21 protein-coding genes are annotated in these 20,476 nt (G+C 72.2%); 11 read left to right on the top strand and 10 right to left on the bottom strand.

Going from position 1 to position 20,476, the window contains the following annotated elements:
• Positions 1-54: 54 nt before the first annotated feature.
• From ACH4VO_RS12780 to ACH4VO_RS12765, 4 genes are all read left to right on the top strand, one after another.
• On the top strand, positions 55-438 hold the full coding sequence (locus ACH4VO_RS12780) for a helix-turn-helix domain-containing protein (protein ID WP_069169097.1): 384 nt from the start codon (positions 55-57) through the stop codon (positions 436-438).
• Positions 439-653: 215 nt separating this feature from the next.
• Positions 654-1,124 carry a DNA starvation/stationary phase protection protein gene (locus ACH4VO_RS12775; RefSeq protein WP_360988332.1) on the top strand — a complete coding sequence of 157 codons (471 nt, stop codon included), beginning with the start codon at positions 654-656 and terminating at the stop codon, positions 1,122-1,124.
• A 90-nt stretch (positions 1,125-1,214) separates the two neighbouring features.
• The gene (locus ACH4VO_RS12770; protein WP_069169099.1) at positions 1,215-1,409 is read left to right on the top strand and encodes a CsbD family protein; all 195 of its coding nucleotides are present in this window, start codon (positions 1,215-1,217) and stop codon (positions 1,407-1,409) included.
• A gap of 270 nt (positions 1,410-1,679) precedes the next feature.
• The gene (locus ACH4VO_RS12765; RefSeq protein WP_360988330.1) at positions 1,680-1,958 is read left to right on the top strand and encodes a hypothetical protein; all 279 of its coding nucleotides are present in this window, start codon (positions 1,680-1,682) and stop codon (positions 1,956-1,958) included.
• A gap of 77 nt (positions 1,959-2,035) precedes the next feature.
• Here ACH4VO_RS12765 and ACH4VO_RS12760 read toward each other — a convergent pair whose 3' ends face one another.
• Positions 2,036-2,845, bottom strand: a complete 810-nt coding sequence (locus ACH4VO_RS12760) for a DNA-formamidopyrimidine glycosylase family protein (RefSeq protein ID WP_360988328.1) — start codon at positions 2,843-2,845, stop codon at positions 2,036-2,038.
• A 57-nt stretch (positions 2,846-2,902) separates the two neighbouring features.
• Positions 2,903-7,612 carry a DEAD/DEAH box helicase gene (locus tag ACH4VO_RS12755; RefSeq protein WP_360988326.1) on the bottom strand — a complete coding sequence of 1,570 codons (4,710 nt, stop codon included), beginning with the start codon at positions 7,610-7,612 and terminating at the stop codon, positions 2,903-2,905.
• 102 nt (positions 7,613-7,714) lie between these two features.
• Between ACH4VO_RS12755 and ACH4VO_RS12750 the strand changes: the two genes are divergently transcribed.
• From ACH4VO_RS12750 to ACH4VO_RS12740, 3 genes are read left to right on the top strand one after another with little or no spacing between them, the layout of a single operon-like run.
• The gene (locus tag ACH4VO_RS12750) at positions 7,715-8,578 is read left to right on the top strand and encodes an AraC family transcriptional regulator (RefSeq protein ID WP_360988324.1); all 864 of its coding nucleotides are present in this window, start codon (positions 7,715-7,717) and stop codon (positions 8,576-8,578) included.
• A gap of 10 nt (positions 8,579-8,588) precedes the next feature.
• On the top strand, positions 8,589-9,383 hold the full coding sequence (locus ACH4VO_RS12745) for an AzlC family ABC transporter permease (RefSeq protein WP_360988322.1): 795 nt from the start codon (positions 8,589-8,591) through the stop codon (positions 9,381-9,383).
• On the top strand, positions 9,380-9,685 hold the full coding sequence (locus ACH4VO_RS12740) for an AzlD domain-containing protein (protein WP_360988320.1): 306 nt from the start codon (positions 9,380-9,382) through the stop codon (positions 9,683-9,685). Before ACH4VO_RS12745 ends, ACH4VO_RS12740 begins: the two co-directional genes overlap by 4 nt.
• 20 nt (positions 9,686-9,705) lie before the next feature.
• Here ACH4VO_RS12740 and ACH4VO_RS12735 read toward each other — a convergent pair whose 3' ends face one another.
• A complete protein-coding gene (locus ACH4VO_RS12735) occupies positions 9,706-10,620 on the bottom strand; it encodes a hypothetical protein (protein WP_360988318.1) in 915 nt (304 codons plus the stop codon).
• 79 nt (positions 10,621-10,699) lie between these two features.
• On the opposite strand from ACH4VO_RS12735, the gene ACH4VO_RS12730 reads away from it, so the two are divergent.
• The 4 genes from ACH4VO_RS12730 (at position 10,700) to recX (ending at position 14,197) form a co-directional block, all read left to right on the top strand.
• A complete protein-coding gene (locus tag ACH4VO_RS12730; RefSeq protein ID WP_360988316.1) occupies positions 10,700-10,894 on the top strand; it encodes a DUF3046 domain-containing protein in 195 nt (64 codons plus the stop codon).
• Positions 10,895-11,020: 126 nt separating this feature from the next.
• Entirely contained in the window at positions 11,021-12,169 is a 1,149-nt protein-coding gene (locus tag ACH4VO_RS12725) for an AI-2E family transporter (RefSeq protein WP_360988377.1), read from the top strand.
• A gap of 195 nt (positions 12,170-12,364) precedes the next feature.
• The gene (gene recA, locus ACH4VO_RS12720) at positions 12,365-13,501 is read left to right on the top strand and encodes a recombinase RecA (protein WP_360988314.1); all 1,137 of its coding nucleotides are present in this window, start codon (positions 12,365-12,367) and stop codon (positions 13,499-13,501) included.
• Positions 13,502-13,504: 3 nt separating this feature from the next.
• Positions 13,505-14,197, top strand: coding sequence for a recombination regulator RecX (recX, locus tag ACH4VO_RS12715; protein ID WP_360988312.1), 693 nt, complete (start codon positions 13,505-13,507; stop codon positions 14,195-14,197).
• A gap of 555 nt (positions 14,198-14,752) precedes the next feature.
• Here the strand turns inward: recX and ACH4VO_RS12710 are convergent.
• The 7 genes from ACH4VO_RS12710 to ACH4VO_RS12680 form a co-directional block, all read right to left on the bottom strand.
• On the bottom strand, positions 14,753-15,448 hold the full coding sequence (locus ACH4VO_RS12710; protein ID WP_360988310.1) for a hypothetical protein: 696 nt from the start codon (positions 15,446-15,448) through the stop codon (positions 14,753-14,755).
• 103 nt (positions 15,449-15,551) lie between these two features.
• A complete protein-coding gene (locus ACH4VO_RS12705) occupies positions 15,552-15,977 on the bottom strand; it encodes a rhodanese-like domain-containing protein (RefSeq protein WP_360988375.1) in 426 nt (141 codons plus the stop codon).
• Positions 15,978-16,183: 206 nt separating this feature from the next.
• Positions 16,184-16,786, bottom strand: coding sequence for a cysteine dioxygenase (locus tag ACH4VO_RS12700; protein ID WP_360988308.1), 603 nt, complete (start codon positions 16,784-16,786; stop codon positions 16,184-16,186).
• 73 nt (positions 16,787-16,859) lie between these two features.
• Positions 16,860-16,946, bottom strand: a complete 87-nt coding sequence (locus ACH4VO_RS12695; protein ID WP_311605579.1) for a putative leader peptide — start codon at positions 16,944-16,946, stop codon at positions 16,860-16,862.
• Positions 16,947-16,978: 32 nt separating this feature from the next.
• Positions 16,979-18,613, bottom strand: coding sequence for an FAD-dependent monooxygenase (locus tag ACH4VO_RS12690; protein ID WP_360988306.1), 1,635 nt, complete (start codon positions 18,611-18,613; stop codon positions 16,979-16,981).
• Between the two features lie 188 nt (positions 18,614-18,801).
• Entirely contained in the window at positions 18,802-19,716 is a 915-nt protein-coding gene (locus ACH4VO_RS12685; protein ID WP_360988304.1) for an amino acid ABC transporter permease, read from the bottom strand.
• The gene (locus tag ACH4VO_RS12680) at positions 19,713-20,381 is read right to left on the bottom strand and encodes an amino acid ABC transporter permease (RefSeq protein ID WP_360988302.1); all 669 of its coding nucleotides are present in this window, start codon (positions 20,379-20,381) and stop codon (positions 19,713-19,715) included. The genes ACH4VO_RS12685 and ACH4VO_RS12680 overlap by 4 nt, the downstream gene beginning before the upstream one ends.
• Positions 20,382-20,476: the final 95 nt, after the last annotated feature.

Here is a 20,476-nt window from a genome sequence, read left to right as displayed (position 1 = left end):
CGGTACGGTGGGGCGTGAAGGATGCGGCTACGCGGTCCGAGGAGGGAGCCACCGATGATTCTGCTCCGTCGCCTGCTTGGTGACGTGCTGCGTCGGCAGCGCCAGCGCCAAGGCCGTACTCTGCGCGAAGTCTCCTCGTCCGCCCGAGTCTCGCTCGGCTATCTCTCCGAGGTGGAGCGGGGGCAGAAGGAGGCATCCTCCGAACTGCTCTCCGCCATTTGCGACGCGCTTGACGTACGGATGTCCGAGCTCATGCGTGAAGTGAGCGATGAGCTGTCGCTGGCGGAGCTGGCCGAGTCGGCAGCAGCCAGTGACCCGGTGCCTGTGCCGGTACGCCCCATGCTCAATTCCGTCTCCGTGTCGTCGGTGGCAGGTGTGCCGACGGGGCGTGTGACCATCAAGGCGCCCGCGGAAGCGGTGGACGTCGTCGCCGCCTGACCTGCGTGGTCCGCGGTGAACGGAGCCCCGGCCGACCCCTTGGGGGGAGGCCGGGGCTTTCGGTTTTCCGGGTGTGGGACCCGTGGTGCCGGGCAGGCGAGCAGCGAGGCCGGGGACCGTCCCGTATCGGGATGGTCGCCCGAATGACTATTTTGTGTCATATGTGCCATCGTGGACAGGTGGTATGCCGAACAGCTACCTGATCGGAGAAGTGCATGTCTGTCGTGAAGAGCCCGCTGACCGAGGACGATCGCAAGGTCGTCGGAGACGCGCTGCAGGGTGCCCTCGTCGACCTGATCGACCTTTCCCTGGTGGCGAAGCAGGTCCACTGGAACGTCGTCGGGCCGCGGTTCCGGTCCGTCCATCTCCAGCTCGACGAGGTCGTGGACACGGCGAGGCAGCATTCGGACACGGTCGCGGAGAGGGCTTCGGCGGTCGGAGTCAATCCGGACGGGCGGTCCAGGACACTCGCGCAGACCACGGCCATCGACATCGTGCCCGACGGCTGGATCAAAGACGTGGACGCGGTGAAGGTCCTGGTGGACGCCCTGCGTGTGGTGATCGACCGGATGCGGGAGCGGATCGACGCGACCGCCGATCCCGATCCCGTCAGCCAGGACATCCTGATCACGCTGACGGCCGATCTCGAGAAGCACGCCTGGATGTTCCAGGCGGAGAGTGCCTGACCGCGGCTCCGGGGGACCAGCGTGGGACAGGCCCGCGCACAGAACCCGCACCGAGTGCCGACCATCGAGCCGACGACCGAGGAGTGCGACATGAGTGACGACAAGGCCATGGACAAGATGAAGGGCAAGGCCAAGGAGGCGACGGGCAAGCTCACGGGCGACCGCCGCAAGGAGGCCGAGGGCAAGACCGACCAGGCGAAAGCCAAGGCCGGCGGTGCCCTGGACGAGGCCGGCGAGCGCGCCAAGGGCATGAAGGACTCCCTGTCCGACGACGACCGCCGTTAGCCTCACCGGCTCTGCACGGCCGTTGAGGCCTGACAGGCTCTGCTGTGCCCCCGTCGATGCGTTCGGCGGGGGCACACGTGTGTGCGAGCGGGATGCAGGGTGCGCGGTCCCGGGGCAAACTGCCGGAGAGGGCCGCGGTTCACCTCTCCCGTAAGCGGCCCAGGAGAGCGCGTGCCGACGTTTCGTGCGCGCCGCGCACGCCGGTCGTGCACCGGTGCGCCCTCCCCTCAGGCAATCGAGCCGTACTAGCGTCGGCCGGAGGAGGCAGCCATGGTGCGGCGATGGGTGCCGGCGCTTGTCCTCGGTGGCGTGTGGTGGTGGGCCGTGCTGCGCATACTGCTGCAGCCGGAGCGTACGGGCCTGGTCGAGGGGGCGGTGGCAGCGGGCGGTTGGGGGCTGAGCCTGCTGCCTGTTCATGTGGCGGGGGTCGTACGGCCCCCGCGTGCGTCGGGGGAGACGGCCGGGGGATCCGGGCGGGAGCCAGCGGCCGGTGGAGCGGGGCCGGGGGAGGCGGCCGGTGGAGCGGGGCCTGAGAGGCCCGTTCCGTAGGACTCGCCCCCGTGGAGCTTCCCCGGTGTCGGGCGTCCGGGTGGGGATTCCGGACTGCGGTGCCGGGAGGTCCCGGCTCAGCCTGTGGGGCCGGACTGGCAATGCGGGCACCAGTAGGTGGGGCGGGTGTCCTGGTCCGCCTTGCGGATGGGGGTGCGGCAGCGCAGACAAGGGCGGCCCGCCCGGCCGTAGACGAAGAGGGGCTCCCGGGCACGCGGGTGGGGCAGCGCGGCGGTGGGGCCACCGGTCGTGGTCCGCGTGGGGCGGTCGCGGTTGGCCTCCAGCAGGTGTTTGGCCGTGGCCACCAGGTGCTCGGCGAGGGGCACGGGGAGGTCGCCCACGGGCAGCCAGGGTGTGACGCGGGCCAGGAAGCAGAGTTCACATTTGTACACGTTGCCGATACCGGCCAGGTTGCGCTGGTCCAGGAGCGCCTCGCCGAGGGGGCGCGCCGGCTGCGAGAGCAGGTTGCGCAGCGCGGCTTCCGGATCCCAGTCCGGGCCGAGCAGATCGGGGCCCAGGTGCCCGACGACCTGCCCCTCGTCCCGGGTGCGCAGCAGTTCGAGTACGGGCAGCCGGTAGCCGACGGCGGTGCGCCCTGCGGTGGCGAGGATCGCACGGATCTGGTGGCCCGGGCCGCCGCGCCAGCGCTCGCCCGGAGCGTAGACGCGCCAGGCACCGTCCATCCGTAGGTGGCTGTGGAGGGTGAGTCCGTCCTCGACACGGGTGAGGAGGTGTTTGCCGCGCGCGGTGACGTCCAGGACCGTGCGGCCGGACAGGTCGGCCGTGGCGAAGCGGGGGACCCGTAGATCCGACCGGGTCAGGACGTGACCGGTGAGCGCGGCGTCGAGACGCTTGGCGGTCTGCAGGACGGTGTCACCTTCGGGCATGCCTCCATGATGCGCGGCCCGGACCCGCGGCGGCGGGGCGCCGGCGCCCCGCCGGCCTCACGCGCGCAGGCGCAGCCCTCGCGGGGTGGCGAGGAATCCGGCCTCCTCCAGGGTGCGGCCCAGTGGGGAGGTGAGGGAGGAGGCACCGTTGGTGCGCTCCACCGTGACGGTGCCGAGCGCCCCCGCACGGGCCGCCGACGCGAGTGCCTCGGCGGCCGCCCGGAGTGCGGGGTCTGCCGGGTCCGTGGGCCACGCGAGGAGGGTCTTGCCGCCGCGCTCCATGTAGAGGGTCAGCTCGCCGTCGACGAGGACCACCAGCGCCCCCGCCTTGCGACCCGGCTTGTGCCCGGCCCCGTCCGGTGACTCGGGCCAGGCAAGAGCCGCGCCGTAGGCGTTGGCCGGGTCGGCCGCGGCGAGGACCTGTGCGCGGGGAGCCGCACCGGGCTCTGCCCGGTCGCGGGCGGTGGACACGGCCCTGAGCCGGTCCACCGCGCCGTCCATCGCGAACTGGGCCGCCCCCAGGCCTTCGACGACATATCCGCGGCGGGCCTGCCCGCTGTCCTCGAACGCGGCGAGGACGCGGTAGACGGCGGAGAACCCGCCCTCCACACCCTCGGCCTGCACCGCGCCGCGTGTCACCACACCGTGGCGGTCCAGGAGCGTACGGGCCAGGGCGTGGGCGCGGTGGGTCGGCTCCGGCTCGGCCGGGGGCAGCAGCGACCAGCGCCCCGAAACCGTCGGAGGGCCGGTCCGGGATCCGGGGCGGGCGGCAGCGGTGAGCGAACCGTAACGGCCGCGCGGCACGCTGCGCCGGGCGCGGTGGGCGGTGGAGCCGGCCGTGCGCCCCGAACCGAGCAGCGAGCGAAGGGGTGCCAGGGTGTCGTTGGTGAGACGGCCGGACCAGACGAGGTCCCACAGGGCGTCGGCCAGGTGGGGGTCGGTGCAGTCGGGGTGGGTGGTGGCTCGGATCTGATCGGCGATCTGGCGGAAGAAGAGGCCGTATCCGCCGGAGAGGACCGTGAGGACCGACTCGTGCAGCGACGTCTGCTCCAGCGGGCGGGGTGGCGGCAGGAGGAGCGGGGCACTGTCGGCGAGGTACAGGGAGAGCCAGCCGTCCTTTCCCGGGAGCGCGCCCGACCCCGCCCAGACGACCTCGCCGGTGGTCGTCAGCTCGTCCAGCAACGCGGGGGTGTACCCCGCGACGCGGCTCGGCAGGATCAGCTTCTCCAGGGCCGACGCGGGAACCGGTGCTCCCTGCAACTGCTCGACGGCGCGGGCCAGTCCGTCGATCCCGCGCAGGCCGCTGTCACCCAGGTGCTGCCACTGGGGGAGGAAGCCGGCCAGAGCGGCGGGTGGAACCGGCTCCAGCTCCTGTCGGAGTGCGGCCAGCGAGCGCCGGCGCAGACGGCGCAGGACCGTGGCGTCGCACCACTCCTGGCCGATGCCCGCCGGGTGGAACTCGCCCTGGACGACGCGTCCCGACGCCGCGAGGCGCTGCAGCGCCCCCTCGGTGACGGCGGCGCCGAGGCCGAAGCGGGCCGCCGCCTGCGTGGTGGTGAACGGGCCGTGGGTACGGGCGTGACGGGCGAGGAGGTCGCCGAGCGGATCCTTCACCGGCTCGGTGAACGCCTCGGGCACCCCGACCGGCAGCGCCGTACCGAGCGCGTCCCGCAGGCGGCCCGCGTCCTCGACCGCCGCCCAGCGGGGGGAACCGCCGATGCGGACCTGGATGGCGCGCCGGGCCGTCGCCAGCTCGGCAGCCCAGTGCGGCTCGGCGCCGCGCTCGGCCAACTCGGTGTCCGTGAGGGGGCCGAGGACCCGCAGCAGGTCGGCGACGCCTTCGACGTCCTTGATCTTCCTGTCGTCGGTCAGCCACTGCAGCTCGCGCTCGAGTTCACCGAGGACGTCGGCGTCGAGCAGCTCGCGCAGCTCTGCCTGGCCGAGCAGTTCGGCCAGGAGGTGGGAGTCGAGCGAGAGTGCGGCGGCCCGGCGCTCGGCGAGGGGGGAGTCGCCTTCGTACAGGAACTGGGCGACGTAGCCGAAGAGGAGTGAGCGTGCGAACGGGGAGGGCTCGGGGGTGGTCACCTCGACCAGGCGGACGCGGCGTGCCTCCAGATCGCCCATCAGTTCCGTGAGGCCCGGGACGTCGAAGACGTCCTGGAGGCACTCGCGGACCGCTTCGAGGACGATCGGGAACGAGCCGAACTCGGAGGCCACCTGAAGCAGCTGGGACGCGCGCTGGCGCTGCTGCCACAGGGGGGTGCGCTTGCCGGGGCTGCGCCGCGGCAACAGCAGGGCGCGGGCCGCGCATTCGCGGAACCGGGAGGCGAACAGGGCGGAGCCGCCCACCTGGTCGGTGACGACCTGACCGATCTCCCCCTTGTCGAAGACCACATCGGCGGCGCCGACGGGCGGCTGCTCGCTGTCAAATCCGGCTTCGGGGAAGCCCGGCTCCTGACCGCCGTCGGGCGTACGGCCCGCCCCGCTCCCGGGGTCCGTCCCGGCCGGGTCGAAGTCGAAGAGGTCCAGCCCCATCAGGTCGGCGTCGGGCAGCCGCAGCACGATGCCGTCGTCGGCGTGCATGACCTGGGCGTCCATGCCGTACCGCTCGGCGAGCCGTGCCGACAGCGCCAGTGCCCACGGGGCGTGCACCTGGGCACCGAACGGGGAATGCACCACGACCCGCCAGTCGCCCAGCTCGTCCCGGAACCTCTCGACGAGAACGGTCCGGTCGTCGGGGACATGACCACACGCCCGGCGCTGCTCGTCCAGGTAGGACAGGATGTTGTCGGCCGCCCAGGCGTCGAGCCCGGCCGCGAGCAGCCGGAGCCGGGCGTCCTCGGCGGACAGCCCGCCGATCTCCCGCAGGAACGCGCCCAGCGCACGCCCCAGCTCCAGCGGCCGGCCCAGCTGGTCGCCCTTCCAGAACGGCAGCCGGCCCGGAACCCCGGGGGCGGGCGAGACCAGGACCCGGTCCCGGGTGATGTCCTCGATACGCCAGGACGTGGTGCCCAGCGTGAAGACGTCGCCGACCCGGGACTCGTAGACCATCTCCTCGTCCAGCTCGCCGACGCGGCCGCCCCCCTTCTTCGGATCGGCCCCGGCCAGGAAGACGCCGAACAATCCGCGGTCGGGAATGGTGCCGCCCGAGGTGACGGCGAGCCGCTGGGCGCCGGGGCGGCCCGTGACCGTGCCCGCCACGCGGTCCCACACCACCCGCGGGCGCAGCTCCGCGAAGGCGTCCGACGGATAGCGTCCGGCGAGCATGTCGAGGACGGCGGTGAACGCCGACTCGGGCAGGGAGGCGAACGGGGCCGCCCGGCGGGCGAGCGCCAGCAGGTCGTCGGCCTGCCAGCTGTCGAGTGCGACCATGGCGACGATCTGCTGGGCGAGCACGTCCAGGGGGTTGGACGGGATCCGCAGCGCCTCGATGGCGCCCTCGCGCATCCGTTCGGTGACGACGGCGGCCTGCACCAGGTCGCCGCGGTACTTCGGGAAGACGACCCCGGTGGATACCGCCCCGACCTGGTGTCCCGCGCGGCCCACCCGCTGGAGCCCCGAGGCGACGGAGGGCGGGGACTCGACCTGGATCACCAGGTCGACCGCGCCCATGTCGATGCCCAGCTCGAGACTGGACGTGGCGACCACGGCGGGCAGCCGGCCCGCCTTGAGGTCCTCCTCGACCTGGGAGCGCTGCTCCTTGGACACCGAGCCGTGGTGGGCGCGGGCCAGCACGGCGGGCGCCCCCTTGGCCGCTCCGGACTGCGCCATGATCTCGGCGGGGGAGTGAGCCTCGGGCAGGGCTCCGGCGGACGCCCCGTCGTCGAACGCCGTGCCGGTCGCCCGCTCGTAAGCGATCTCGTTGAGCCGGTTGCACAGGCGCTCCGCCAGGCGCCGGGAGTTGGCGAAGACGATCGTGGAGCGGTGCGACTGGACGAGATCGGCGATCCGCTCCTCGACATGGGGCCAGATCGACGGCTTCTCCCCCTGGTCCGCCCCGCTGTCGGTCGCAGGGGAGCCCCCGAGCTCCCCGAGGTCCTCGACCGGGACGACGACGGACAGGTCGAACTCCTTCGCGGAGGGCGGCTGGACGATCTCCACCTTCCGCTGCGGCGACAGGAAGCGTGCCACCTCGTCGACCGGCCGGACCGTCGCCGACAGGCCGATACGGCGGGCGGGCCGGGGCAGCAGCTCGTCCAGCCGCTCCAGCGACACGGCCAGGTGCGCGCCGCGTTTGGTGCCCGCCACGGCGTGCACCTCGTCGAGGATCACCGTCTCGACTCCCGCTAGGGCCTCCCGGGCCGAGGAGGTGAGCATCAGGAACAGCGACTCGGGAGTGGTGATCAGGATGTCCGGGGGCCTGGTCGCCATCGAACGGCGCTCGGCCGGAGGCGTGTCGCCCGAACGGATTCCCACCCGCACCTCCGGCTCGGGGAGACCGAGGCGCACCGACTCCTGCCGGATCCCGGTCAGGGGGGAGCGCAGATTGCGCTCCACGTCGACCGCGAGCGCCTTCAGCGGGGAGACGTACAGCACACGGCAGCGCTTCTTCGCCTCGGCCGGAGGCGGCACGGCTGCCAGCCGGTCCAGGGAGGCGAGGAACGCGGCGAGCGTCTTGCCCGACCCGGTGGGCGCGACGACCAGCACGTCCGAGCCCTCGCCGATGGCCTGCCAGGCGCCCTCCTGGGCCGCCGTGGGCGCGTCGAAGGCGCCCGTGAACCAGCCACGGGTAGCGGGCGAGAAGGAGTCGAGTGCGGAACCGGCCATGCCCCCCATCGTGCACCCCGGCACTGACAAGGACCGGTGGACGGAGCTGCCACCTGCCTGCCCGGACGGCGTACCCCCGCCCGGACCTGCGAGAATGCGCGCATGGCGGCAGCGGGCACGACACGGGAATGGGCGAGGCACTGGCAGCACGCCGAGCTGCCCGACCTGGACCTGCTCCGTGCCCGGTACGTACGCCACACCTTTCCGCGCCACAGCCACGAGGGCTACGTCCTGGCCGCGGTCACTCGCGGGATCGAGACGATCGGACTGCCCCACGCCACCGTGCACGCCGGCCCCGGCAGCGTCGTCATGATCAACCCCGAGGTGCCCCACACCGCCCGGGCGGGAGCGCCCGAAGGCTGGGTCTACGCCACGCTCTACCCCTCCGCACGGGTGATCAACGACATCGCGGCCGAGCTCACGAGCCTGCGCGGCACCGTCGCCTTCACCGAGACGAGCGTGGCCGACCCGCAGGCCGCCCGGCTGATCACCGAGGTCCACCGCGCAGCCGAGGAAGGCGACGCCCTGGCGGCCGGCACCCTGCTGCGCGCAGCCGTCGCCCGGCTCCTCGACCGCCACGCCCGGGCGCTGCCCACGCGTACGCCCCCTTCGGCGGGAGCCTCCGAGGCGGCCCTCGCGCGCGCCGCGCTCGAAGAGCGGATGCAGCGGCCACCCACCCTGGAGAGTCTCGCGGCGGAGGTGGGCACCAGCCCGTTCGCTCTGCTGCGGGCCTTCAAGAAGCAGTACGGCATGCCCCCGCACACCTGGCTCACGGACGCCCGGGTGCGCCGCGCGCGACGCATGCTCGAGACAGGGACCGCGCCCGCCGAGGCCGCCACCGCCGTCGGTTTCACCGACCAGCCGCATCTCAACCGTCACTTCACCCGGATCGTGGGGGTGCCCCCGGGCGCGTACCGACGCGAGCGCGCAAGAACGTACAAGACCGGTCAGGACCTTTCCTCATAACGTTCCGTACGTGGCAGAACGAACAACACACCAGAGCGCCGGAGCTTCCGGCACCACGGCCGAGGCCCCCCGCACGGCCGAGGCGAAACCGGACGCGGCCGTCGTCAGGGACGCACTCGGCGTCGGTGTGGCCGTGGGGCTCTCCGGATTCGCCTTCGGCGTCACCTCGGCGGGTTCCGGGCTCACCCTCCCGCAGACCTGTGTGCTCAGCCTGCTCGTCTTCACCGGCGCCTCGCAGTTCGCCCTGGTGGGGGCGCTCGCGGCCGGCGGCAACCCCTACACCGCGGCCGCCGGAGCCTTCTTCCTGGGCGTCCGCAACGCCTTCTACGGGCTGCGGCTGTCCCAGCTCCTCTCCCTGCCACGCGCGCTACGGCCCCTCGCCGCCCAATGGGTCATCGACGAGACGACCGCCGTGACGCTCGCCCAGCCCACCCGTCGTGCCGCACGCATCGGTTTCACGGTCACCGGGCTCACCCTCTACGCCCTGTGGAACCTCACCACCCTGGGGGGCGCGCTGGGCGCCGAGGCACTCGGCGACACCGACGCCTGGGGTCTCGACGCGGCGAGCCCCGCCGTCTTCCTCGCCCTTCTCGCGCCGATGCTGAAGACCACCAAGGAACGCGTCACGGCCGCACTGGCCGTCCTGCTCGCCCTCGGGCTGCTGCCCGTGCTGCCGGCAGGTGTGCCCGTCCTCCTGTCCGCCTCGGCCGCCCCCCTCGTCCTCTTCCTGACGGGACGCGGGAGGCGCGGCCCCGCCGACGCGAGCGCCGCCGGCACCACCGGGAACACCCGGGAGGGCCGGTGAACGTCTGGATCGCCATCGCCCTCACCGCGGCCGGCTGCTACCTCGCCAAACTCCTGGGACTGCTGGTGCCCGCCGGCCTGCTGGAGCGGCCGCTCGTGCAGCGCCTGGCCGCGCTCCTGCCCGTCGCGCTGCTCGCGGCCCTCACCGCCCAGCAGACCTTCGGCGACGGACAACAGGTCGGGCTGGACGCGCGGGCGGCCGGGCTCGCGGCAGCGGCCCTCGCACTCGTCCTACGGGCCCCGTTCCTCGTCGTCGTCGGTGCGGCCGTCGCGGTCACCGCGGCCGCACGCGCCCTGGCGTAGGGCACGCCGCTCCCGCGGACTCAGCCGACGCCGTGCCCGTACGCCCGCAGGGTCTGCAGCGCCTTGAGCGTCACGAGGGGGCGCCCCTCCAGGGCCGTCCCGGGAGCCCACTGCCGCCAGGTCACCGGCCAGCCCCCGTCCTCCTCCTGTCCGGCGGCCAGGTGCTCCAGGGCACGCTCCATCTCACCGTCGCCGAACCACCGGCGCGCCAGTGACCCGGGTGTGCGGGCGTAGTCGTACGGGAAGTGGTGTTCCCCCGGTGCGTAGCCGGGCGCCACCGGGTACTCCGGCCGCCGCAGCGGATCCAGGACGACCAGGCGCTGCTCACGCACCAGGTGGCCCAGCCGCTCGGCGGCGGCCTCGGCGCGCGCCCGGTCCGGGACGCCGTCCAGGAAGGCGACGGCCGCCTCGATCTCGTACGGGTGCGACTGCTCCAGCGCGTCGACCGCGGCCCAGCAGAAATCGGTCGCCCGGAAGAGCCAGGCGTGCCACACCTCGTTGCGGTGCAGCAGTCCGACGACCGGGCCCGTGGCCAGCAGCTCGGCGGGCGGGTCGTCGACGACGGGGATGAACGGCGCGGAGGGGTAGCCGCGCTGCGTGGGGAGCAGGGCGGGCAGCGCGCCCTCCCTGGTCGACACTTCCGTCAGGTAGCGGCAGATCCGCTCGACCCGCAGACCGCGGCAGCGGCCGATCGAGTCGAGGACGCTCAGCGCGTGGGCGGTGTGCAGCGGCTGACTCACCGGTCCGCGCAGATCGGGTTCGAGCGCGTGCCCGTAGCCGCCGTCCTCGTTCAGGTAGGCGGCGAGCGCGGTCTCGACGGCGTCCGCGCCTCCGCCCAGGAAGAGGTGGGCGAACCGCCGCTGCTCCAGGACGCGTGCGGTGAGCCAGACGAACTGTTCTGCGCGGGCGAGAGGGTCTTCTCCGGTTCCAGCCATGGACCGACCGTAGAGGCCGCCGAACCGCCGGACCCTCTTCCCGGTCCGGCTGCACTCTCAGGAGCGGGATACTTGGGTCATGCGGTTGACGATTTTCTGGGAGCGGATGGCCGACCACTTCGGCGAGGCGTACGCGGATTCCTTCGCGCGCGACCACGTGATGGCCGAGCTCGGCGGCCGTACGGTGCATGAGGCGCTGGCCGCCGGCTGGGAGGCCAAGGACGTCTGGCGCGCGGTCTGCTCGGCGGTCGGGGTTCCCGCGGACAAGCGCTGAGCTCCGGTGAGCGAGACTTGACCCGTGGCACCGACAGACGAGACCGCCCAGACCCGGCCCCCCTCCCCTCCGCCCGTCGCGCCGGCCGCGCCACCGCATCCGCCGTCCGGCACCGCTCCGGTCCGCATGCCCGGCTGGCTGCCCCGCGCGATGGTCCTGGCGCTGGCTCTCTACGGGTGCTTCCGGCTGGGCAGCTGGGCGTTCGACCAGCTCATCGGGCTGCTGATCAACATCCTCATCGCCTTCTTCCTGGCGCTGGCGATCGAGCCGGCGGTCAGCCGCATGGCGGCCCGGGGTATGCGCCGGGGACTCGCGACCTTCCTGGTCTTCCTCGGTGTGCTGATCGTCGGAGTGGGGTTCGTCGTCCTGCTCGGCTCGATGCTCGCGGGACAGATCGTCACCATGGTCGACGACTTCCCGCAGTACCTCGACTCCGTGATCAAGTGGGTCAACCAGACCTTCCACACGGAGCTCTCCCGGGTTCAGGTGCAGGACAGCGTGCTGCACTCCGACTGGCTCCAGAGGTATGTCCAGAACAGTGCGACCGGGGTCCTCGACGTCTCCACCACGGTGCTCGGCGGACTGTTCCGGCTGCTCACGATCTTCCTCTTCTCGTTCTACTTCGCGGCGGACGGTCCCCGGCTGCGGCGCGCGCTGTGCTCGGTGCTGCCCCCCGCCCGCCAGGCCGAGGTACTGCGCGCCTGGGAGCTCGCGGTCGACAAGACCGGTGGCTACATATACTCGCGGGGACTCATGGCGCTGGTCTCCGGGGTGGCGCACTACATCCTGCTGGTCTTCCTCGGTGTGCCCTACGCGCCGGCACTCGCGGTCTGGGTCGGCCTGGTCTCGCAGTTCATCCCCACGATCGGCACGTATCTGGCCGGTGCGCTGCCGATGCTGATCGCTTTCACGGTCAACCCCTGGTACGCGTTGTGGGTCCTCGGGTTCGTCGTCGTCTACCAGCAGTTCGAGAACTACGTGCTGCAGCCCAAACTCACCTCGAAGACGGTCGACATCCATCCCGCGGTGGCCTTCGGCTCGGTGGTGGCGGGGACCGCGCTGCTGGGCGCCGTCGGCGCGCTGATCGCCATTCCGGCCGTCGCCACGTTGCAGGCGTTCCTCGGCGCGTACGTGAGGCGCTACGCCGTGACGGACGATCCGCGGATGCACGGCGGTCACCGCTCGCGTCGTGGTGAGCCGGTGCTGTCCCGGATCCGTCGGGCAGTCGGGCGCGGGGACGGCAGGCGGGACGAGGGAGCGGGCGGGCCGGGATGAACGCGGCACCGGCGCTCGGCGCGATGCGCTTGACACTGAAATCGAACATGCATTCACATGGGAGTCCGGCCGGCTTTTCCCGGGCCCGGCCGTGGAGTTGTCCACAGGCCGGGAGGACGTCGAGGCCCGTTGTCAGTGGCAGGGGTTAGCGTCTGTGATGTGAAGCGATCGACTCAAGCAAATCGGGTGGAACCCATGGCAGGAAACGACCGCGAGAAGGCGTTGGACGCCGCGCTCGCACAGATTGAACGGCAGTTCGGCAAGGGTGCGGTGATGCGCCTCGGCGAGCGGCCGAACGAGCCGATCGAGGTGATCCCTACCGGATCGACCGCGCTCGACGTCGCGCTCGGCGTCGGCGGCCTGCCGCGCGGCCGCGTGGTGGAGGTGTACGGACCGGAGTCCTCCGGTAAGACGACGCTGACGCTGCACGCCGTGGCGAACGCGCAGCGGCTCGGCGGTTCGGTGGCGTTCATCGACGCGGAGCACGCCCTCGACCCGGAGTACGCGAAGAAGCTCGGCGTCGACATCGACAACCTGATCCTCTCGCAGCCGGACAACGGCGAGCAGGCGCTGGAGATCGTGGACATGCTGGTCCGCTCCGGTGCCCTGGACCTCATCGTCATCGACTCCGTCGCGGCCCTGGTGCCCCGTGCGGAGATCGAGGGTGAGATGGGTGACTCGCACGTGGGCCTGCAGGCCCGTCTGATGAGCCAGGCGCTCCGCAAGATCACCAGTGCGCTCAACCAGTCCAAGACCACCGCGATCTTCATCAACCAGCTCCGCGAGAAGATCGGCGTGATGTTCGGCTCGCCGGAGACCACCACGGGTGGCCGGGCGCTGAAGTTCTACGCCTCGGTGCGGCTGGACATCCGGCGGATCGAGACGCTCAAGGACGGTACCGACGCCGTCGGTAACCGCACCCGCGTCAAGGTCGTCAAGAACAAGGTCGCGCCGCCGTTCAAGCAGGCCGAGTTCGACATCCTCTACGGCCAGGGAATCAGCCGTGAGGGCGGCCTGATCGACATGGGCGTGGAGCACGGCTTCGTCCGCAAGGCCGGCGCCTGGTACACGTACGAGGGCGATCAGCTCGGCCAGGGCAAGGAGAACGCCCGCAACTTCCTCAAGGACAACCCCGACCTCGCCAACGAGATCGAGAAGAAGATCCTGGAGAAGCTCGGGATCGGTGTCCGTCCGGCGGACCCGGCGGCGGAGCCCGCCGCCGTGGACGCGGCCGTCGCACCCGGTGCGACGGCGGCCGACGGGGCGGCGAAGCCGGTGCCCGCTTCCGCCACCAAGGCGAAGCCCACCAAGGCCGCGGCGGCCAAGAGCTAGGCCGTGACACGCCGTACGGAGTGGCCGGGTACCGACACGAGTGCGGGCCCCGGCCCCGAAAGCGCCGCAGAGTCCGCCGACGGTCTCCCGGGTCCCGTGCCGGGGGCCGGGACCGACGAGGGGGTGGGCCGTCGTCCCCGCTCCCGTTCCAGAAGCAGCGGCTCCCCCTCCCCGTCGAGGGCCGGGAAGGGGGAGCCGCGAGACCCGGTGGAGCAGGCGCGCAACGTCTGCCTGAGATTGCTGACCGGGACGCCTCGGACCCGGAAGCAGCTCGCCGACGCTCTGCGCAAGCGGGAGATCCCCGACGAGGCGGCGGAAGAGGTGCTCTCGCGGTTCGAGGACGTCGGGCTCATCGACGACGCGGCGTTCGCGGACGCCTGGGTCGAGTCCCGGCACCACGGCAGAGGGCTGGCCCGTCGCGCTCTCGTCCGGGAGCTGCGCACCAAGGGCGTGGACTCCGCGGTGATCGACGAGGCGGTCGGGCAGCTCGACCCCGAACAGGAGGAGGAGACCGCGAGAGAGCTCGTCGCGCGCAAGCTCCGCTCCACTCGGGGCCTGGACCGCGACAAGCGCCTGCGCAGGCTGGCGGGCATGCTCGCGCGTAAGGGCTACGGCGAGGGCATGGCCCTGCGGGTGGTGCGGCAGGCGCTCGAGGCGGAGGGGGAGGACACGGAGGGGCTGGACGAGCCCTTCTGAGCGGGGACGAGCGCGCAGCACGGCGGGGGCGGAGGGGGCCGCCGCCCTGATGTGTGGCTCAGTACGGGGCCGGGACGCACGGTACCGGGACGGCGAGTGGGCAGGCAGGGCGGCCGGGCCGGGTGGGTCCGGCAGCGGGGCTGCCCGGTAGTGAACGGTTCGGCGCCAGGTCGGTTGTGCGCGCTACGGGTGGTGGGGAATCTGAGACTGCCGACTGTGCCGACTGTGCCGACTGCCGACTGCCGACTGTCGAGCGCCGACTGTCGAGCGCCGACTGTCGAGCGCCGAGCGCCGGCCGGGCTGGGTGCCCTGAGGCTGCGGGTAGGAGACAGGGCTGCGGGATCCGGGCGGGGTCGACAGTGGTGGCTGCCCGCCGCTGATCGCTTGGGCACCGGCCGGGCTGTCGCGCTCGGCGCCCGGATGTACGGGTGCCCTGGCCCGGATGGCCGGTTGGTCGGTTGGTCGGTATGGGCCGGTCGCCGGGTAAGGGCTCGGGGCGCCGGTTCGGGCAGCGGTGGGGAGGGGGCGCTGTGCCGGGCGGGTGTGGCGGCGAGGTCAGTGTCCGGCCAGGGACGCCCGTCGGATCGTGGCGTCGATCAGGGACAGGGCGTCCGACGCGGTGCGTCCGGGTTGCCGGTTCCAGGGGCCGATGAGGTCCGTCCAGCCCTGGGAACGCAGTTCGGTGATCAGCCAGGCACCGGCCCGGTCCACGGTTTCGAGGGAGCCGTACCCCAGCCTGTGCGCGGTCAGCATCGCCCCGCAGAGACAGCGCGCACCACGGGCGTTGCGCAGGCGGTACGGCGTGTTCTGCCACCCCCACTCGGTCAGGATCTGCCGCGCGTAGCCGAGGTGGGTGGAGGGAAGGACATCGGGCTGACCGATCCGGCGCCACGCGTGGAGGCGTTCGGGCAGCACGGCGCCCAGGCGCCCGGGGAGCGGCCGTTCGCGGGGTGGCCGGGCGGGCAGTGCCCGCAGCGACTCCTTGATGAGCCGGTCGACGGGTACCGACAGCAGGTCCCGCCAGTCGCCCGGGCCCTCCGGTTCCGACGCCGCCTCCTCGGCGGGCGCGGGCACGACGGGTACGGGCGCTGTTGGCACCGGAACCCGAACCGGCACCGGCGCGGCCGCGGGGGGAGCGGCATCGAGAGTGGTCCGGTCCCAGCCCGTGACGATCTGCTGCCACACCTGTGAGTCATGGAGCCGGGAGGCCTGGACGTCGACCTGGTCGGGGGTGGGGTGAACGGTTTCCATCGGCGCGACATCTCCGTACATTCCGGTCCTCAGTGGTGAGGTGAATGTCCGTCGCGCGGGGCGATCGCTCCACCGGGGAGCGGCGTTCGGGTGTGTCAGGCCGTCATTCGGTCCTGCCGGTCACCCGCAGAGCGACCGGCAGGCCGGCCGCGCGCCAGGCCTGGAAGCCGCCGATCAGGTCCGTGGCCCGGCGAAGGCCGAGCTGCCGCAGGGACACGACCGCGAGAGACGAGGCGTACCCCTCGTTGCAGATCAGTACGACCGGCAGGTCGTGACTCGCCGCCTCCGGGACGCGGTGGCTGCCCAGTGGATCGAGGCGCCATTCCAGCTCGTTCCGTTCGACGACCAGGGCGCCCGGGATCAGACCGTCCCTCTCCCGCAGGGCCGCGTACCGGATGTCGACCAGCAGGGCGCCCTCGGCCGCCGCGGCGGCAGCCTCCCGGGGGCCGATCCGCTCGTACCCTGCCCGGACCTGTTCCAGAAGCTCGTCGATACTCACTCGCCCGACGCCTGCCCGCTCACCGTCCACCCGGTCCACTCGCTCGATGTCCTCCGCGCCGAAGTCGGCCGCGCCGGTTACTGCAGCGCCGGCCCCCGCAGCGCCGAAGTCGGCCGCGCCGGCCTCCGCAGCGCCGGCCTCCGCAGCGCCGGCGCGCACTGTGCCGATGCCGACGTCGTCCGTGCGCGCTCCGTCGGTGTTCACCGTCCGCACCGTACGGTTCTCGTCCGCCCTGCTCACTGCCAGTCCTCCGGTCCCTCGGTCCGCTCCAGGCGGAGCACCTGGCCGGTGCGACTGTACTGACGGATCGCAGGCAGGGGCGGGTAGTAGGCGTGTACGGAAACGGCGTGTTGCTGTCCCGACTCGTTCAGCACCTCGTGCACGTGGTGCCGGCCGAACGCCCTGCCCCGCCCGGTGGCGAGCAGTCGGGTCCGGTCGATGCCCTCGGTGAGTTCGAGCGTGCGCCAGCCCTCGGTGGGGAGCCGGGCGGCCAGGGAATGCTCCCGCAGCGTGCCCGAGGCGACGGTGAAGGCGCCGACCGATTCGGCGTGGTCGTGCCAACCGGTGCCCGAACCGGGCGGCCAGCCGATCAGCCACGCCTCGCTGCCGCCGGGCCCTTCGAGCCGGAGCCAGGTGCGGCCGTCGGGGTCGAGGGGGAGCGAGGCGACCAGAGCGGTGTCGTCCGCGGTCCTGCGGACGAAGTCGAGCAGCTCCGCAGCCGTCGGACCGGGGGCGGCGGGAGTGGCGGGGACCCCGGCAGCCGCGGCGGTACCGGGGGAGCCGGCGGAAGCGCCGTCCCCGGACGAGGACGTGCGGAGGGAGGGAATGGGCGCAGACACGGGTTCCGTCCTGGGAGTTCGCTGGAGGGCACGCCCGTGCGCGGAGAACGGCACGGCGTGCGGAGGAGGCGATTCAGCAGGACGGACGACACACGCAGCCCGCATAGCGGACGAGATCCATATGGACCCTCCGCCACAGGCGCACATCGGTGTCGGTCATGATCTGGAGTACACCATGTGCGCCTGCGACGGTCAATTGACGTCCGCGGTCCGGTCGGAGGCGTCCGGAGCGTGTGCCCCGTCGCCACCCACCGTCCCCACAGCTCCCCCGCGCGCGGCATCCGCCGCCGCCCGAAGTTCAGCCGGCCGGACCCCGCTGAAGGCCGCCACCAGGTGCCCGTCCGGCCTGACCAGCAGCACGGTGTGGGCCGTCGCCCCGGGGTAGCTCTCCGTCAGCAGCAGTTCGGCCTTCACCGGCAGTCCGTCCACCGCGTCGGCCAGCCGGGGCATGACGCCGGCGGTCAGCCAGTGCCGCCGGTCCCAGACTCCGGTGCCCGGAGCGACGAGGATCACGAGCATGTGCCCCCGGCCCAGCCGTTCGCGCAGCCGCGCCGTGTTCCCGTCGGGCGCCGTCACCCGGACGTCGGTGACCGGCGCGCCAGGGGGCGTGCTCACAGGAGTGTGCGCCCCGGAGTGCTCAGGTGAAAGAGGTGAGTGCGTGTACGAGGGGGGCGCACCCAGCGGTCCGCACCCCAGGTGGCCGTCGGCCAGCAAGGTGTCGTGCCCCCGGGCGCTGCCGGGTACGAGCGTCCGCAGACCCGCGCCGCCGCGCAGTATCGGCAGCGACTGGTCGGCGGCTCGCAGCCGGGAGGCGACCGCCGCGCGGCGCTCCGCCTGGTAGCTGTCGAGCAGCAGCTCCGAGGCGCCTTGGTGCCAGGCCTGGGCCAGTTTCCAGGCCAGGTTCTCCGCGTCCCGCAGTCCTTCGTCCAGGCCCTGGGTGCCGAGCGCGCCCAGCAGGTGGGCCGCGTCCCCGGCGAGGAAGGCCCGCTTCACCCGCCACCGCCGGGCCAGCCGGTGGTGCAGGGTGTACACACCGGTGTCCAGCAGCTCGTAGGGCGGGGTGTCGCCGCACCAGCCCGCGAGCGTGTCGCGGACCCGGGTGATCAGGGCGTCGGGGGTGACGAGTTCGCCCCGGGGTGGAAGGAGCCAGTCCAGCCGCCAGACACCGTCGGGCAGCGGCCGTGCGGTGACCTCCGCGCCGCCCGTCCGCCAGGGCGGTGCACGGTGCAGCAACGCCTCGCCCGGCCAGGGGAGTTCGACGCGGAGCGCGGCGACGGCGTGCCGCTCCACCGCCGTACGGCCGGGGAAGCGGATGTCGAGGAGCTTGCGTACTGTGGACCGGGCGCCGTCGCAGCCGACCAGGTAACTCCCGCGCCACCAGGTCGAGCCGGGCCCCCTGGTGTGCACCGTGATCCCGTCGGCGTCCTGTTCCAGCGTGTCGATCCGGCTGAACGGCACCATCCGTACGAGGGAGTGCCGGGCGGCCGCCTCCCGCAGGCCCCCGGTGAGGGCGTGCTGGGGCACGTGGACGGGGGCGGGCAGTGGGACGGCGCCCTCCTCCTCGCCCAGCGGAACGGCGCGCACCAGTTGCTTGCGCCGTACCGACCGCCAGCCGGTCCAGCGCAGTCCTTCCTCGGGGAGGGCATCGCATCCCAGCCGCCCCACCATGTCGGCGGTGTCCTCACGCAGGACCACGGTGCGGGCAGGGCGGGGCTCCTCCTTCCCCGGGCCTTCGTCGAGCACGACGGAGGGAACGCCCTGGGCGGCCAGCCCCAGCGCGAGCGCCAGACCGACCGGCCCGGCACCCACGACGATCACCGGGTCCACGGTGTGTTCCCTTCGGCGCTGAGGGTCGACGGCGAGGGGCGGGAAGGGAGTGCGGCGGCGGACGTTCGGGGCGCGATCACAGAACGTATGCAACCCACTGCCGGTGCTTGCGTCAAGTGACAGTGGACCGTGGCGGGGGGCGCGGCAGATGCGCCGGCGCCCCCCGTGAGTTCCGTACCGGTGGTCTGTCAGACCCCGTGCCCGTCCTCGGTGACGAGCTTCGGTGTGCCGATGGTCTCGACGCCTCCGTCGGGTCCGCCGCCGACCACCGCGCCCGTGCTCTTCTTCCCTCGCCTCAGCCTGCCTTCGAGCCAGCTCGCGAACGAGGTGATCAGGAAGTTCACCGCGATGAAGATCACCGCGATGACGGTGAAGCACGCGATGGTGTTGGCGCCGTAGTTGGCGCTCATCGGGCGGACCGACGCGAGCAGCTCGGGGAAGGTGAGGACCGCGCCGCCGAGGGCGGTGTCCTTCACGATGACCACGATCTGGCTGACGATCGCCGGCAGCATGGCCGTCACCGACTGCGGCAGCAGGACGAACCGCATCGTCTGGCCCTTGCGCATCCCGATCGCCTTGGCGGCGTCGGTCTGGCCCCGGGGGAGCGACAGGATGCCGGCGCGGACGATCTCGGCGAGGACCGAGGCGTTGTACAGCACCAGACCCGTGACGACGGCGTACAGCGGACGCACGTCGCTGTCGATGTCGGTGAACTCCGAGTAGGCGGCGTTCGCCGTGATCATCAGGATCAGGACCGGGATGGCGCGGAAGAACTCCACGACGACGCCGGACGGCATCCGGACCCACCGGTGGTCGGAGAGCCGGCCGATGCCGAACAGCGCGCCGAGCGGCAGGGCGATCAGGAGGGCGAAGAACGCGGCCTTGAGCGTGTTCTGGAGCCCCGGCCAGATATAGGTCTCCCACGGCTGGAAGCTCGTGAAGAACGGCTCCCACTTGACCCAGTCGAGCTGGTGCTTCTCGTCGAGGCTGGTGTAGAGCCACCATCCGAGGGCGGCGAGGGCCGCCACGAACACCACGGTGTACAGGATGTTGCGCTGTTTGGCGTGGGGTCCCTGCGCGTCGAAGAGGACGGACGTCGTCATCGCTTCACCGCCACCTTCTTGCTCACCCAGCCGAGGAGGAGCCCGGTCGGAAGGGTGAGGCAGATGAATCCGAACGCGAAGATGGCCGAGATGAGGATGAGTTGAGCCTCTGCTTCGATCATGTCCTTCATCAGGTAGGCCGCTTCGACCACGCCGATCGCCGCGGCGACGGTGGTGTTCTTGGTCAGCGCGATGAGCACGTTGGCCAGGGGGTTCACGACCGAGCGGAAGGCCTGGGGGAGGATGATCAGCCGGAGGACCTGGGTGAAGCTCAGCCCGAGTGCCCGTGCCGCCTCTGCCTGGCCCGTGGGCACCGTGTTGATGCCCGAGCGCAGGGCCTCGCAGACGAAGGCGGCGGTGTACAGCGACAGGGCGAGCACCGCGAGGCGGAAGTTGATGACCTCGAAGTCGTCTCCGCCTCCCAGGGTGACCTGCAAGGTCTGGAAGAGGCCCAGTGACGCGAAGACGATGATGACCGTCAGTGGGATGTTTCTGACGCTGTTCACATAAGCGGTACCGAAACCGCGCATCAGGGGGACCGGGCCGACCCGCATGCCGGCCAGCAGTGTTCCCCATATAAGGGATCCGAGGGCGGAGTAGACGGTGAGTTTCACCGTTACCCAGAAGGCCCCCAGTAGGTCGTAACCTTCAAGAAAGTCGAACACGATCTCCCGTGCTTCCACGTGTGGGGAGGGCTCGGTGCGCCGCCTCGGCGGCGGCGCACCTCATCAGCCCGGCTTCGGACCGCCCGGTGACAGGA

Source organism: Streptomyces sp. NPDC020780, from assembly GCF_044334475.1.
Classification (GTDB): Bacteria; Actinomycetota; Actinomycetes; order Streptomycetales; family Streptomycetaceae; genus Streptomyces.
This window is presented reverse-complemented; position numbering and strand designations above follow the sequence as displayed.

What these genes read in the sequence shown, in the direction of transcription:
- ACH4VO_RS12710 (WP_360988310.1), bottom strand. Translation starts at nt 15,448, where the DNA reads ATGGAAACCGTTCACCCCACCCCCGACCAGGTCGACGTCCAGGCCTCC.
- ACH4VO_RS12750 (WP_360988324.1), top strand. Translation starts at nt 7,715, where the DNA reads ATGGCGGCAGCGGGCACGACACGGGAATGGGCGAGGCACTGGCAGCAC.
- ACH4VO_RS12775 (WP_360988332.1), top strand. Translation starts at nt 654, where the DNA reads ATGTCTGTCGTGAAGAGCCCGCTGACCGAGGACGATCGCAAGGTCGTC.
- ACH4VO_RS12760 (WP_360988328.1), bottom strand. Translation starts at nt 2,845, where the DNA reads ATGCCCGAAGGTGACACCGTCCTGCAGACCGCCAAGCGTCTCGACGCC.
- ACH4VO_RS12780 (WP_069169097.1), top strand. Translation starts at nt 55, where the DNA reads ATGATTCTGCTCCGTCGCCTGCTTGGTGACGTGCTGCGTCGGCAGCGC.
- ACH4VO_RS12695 (WP_311605579.1), bottom strand. Translation starts at nt 16,946, where the DNA reads ATGACCGACACCGATGTGCGCCTGTGGCGGAGGGTCCATATGGATCTC.
- ACH4VO_RS12755 (WP_360988326.1), bottom strand. Translation starts at nt 7,612, where the DNA reads ATGGCCGGTTCCGCACTCGACTCCTTCTCGCCCGCTACCCGTGGCTGG.
- ACH4VO_RS12765 (WP_360988330.1), top strand. Translation starts at nt 1,680, where the DNA reads ATGGTGCGGCGATGGGTGCCGGCGCTTGTCCTCGGTGGCGTGTGGTGG.
- ACH4VO_RS12685 (WP_360988304.1), bottom strand. Translation starts at nt 19,716, where the DNA reads ATGACGACGTCCGTCCTCTTCGACGCGCAGGGACCCCACGCCAAACAG.
- ACH4VO_RS12735 (WP_360988318.1), bottom strand. Translation starts at nt 10,620, where the DNA reads ATGGCTGGAACCGGAGAAGACCCTCTCGCCCGCGCAGAACAGTTCGTC.
- ACH4VO_RS12725 (WP_360988377.1), top strand. Translation starts at nt 11,021, where the DNA reads ATGCCCGGCTGGCTGCCCCGCGCGATGGTCCTGGCGCTGGCTCTCTAC.
- recA (WP_360988314.1), top strand. Translation starts at nt 12,365, where the DNA reads ATGGCAGGAAACGACCGCGAGAAGGCGTTGGACGCCGCGCTCGCACAG.
- ACH4VO_RS12730 (WP_360988316.1), top strand. Translation starts at nt 10,700, where the DNA reads ATGCGGTTGACGATTTTCTGGGAGCGGATGGCCGACCACTTCGGCGAG.
- ACH4VO_RS12770 (WP_069169099.1), top strand. Translation starts at nt 1,215, where the DNA reads ATGAGTGACGACAAGGCCATGGACAAGATGAAGGGCAAGGCCAAGGAG.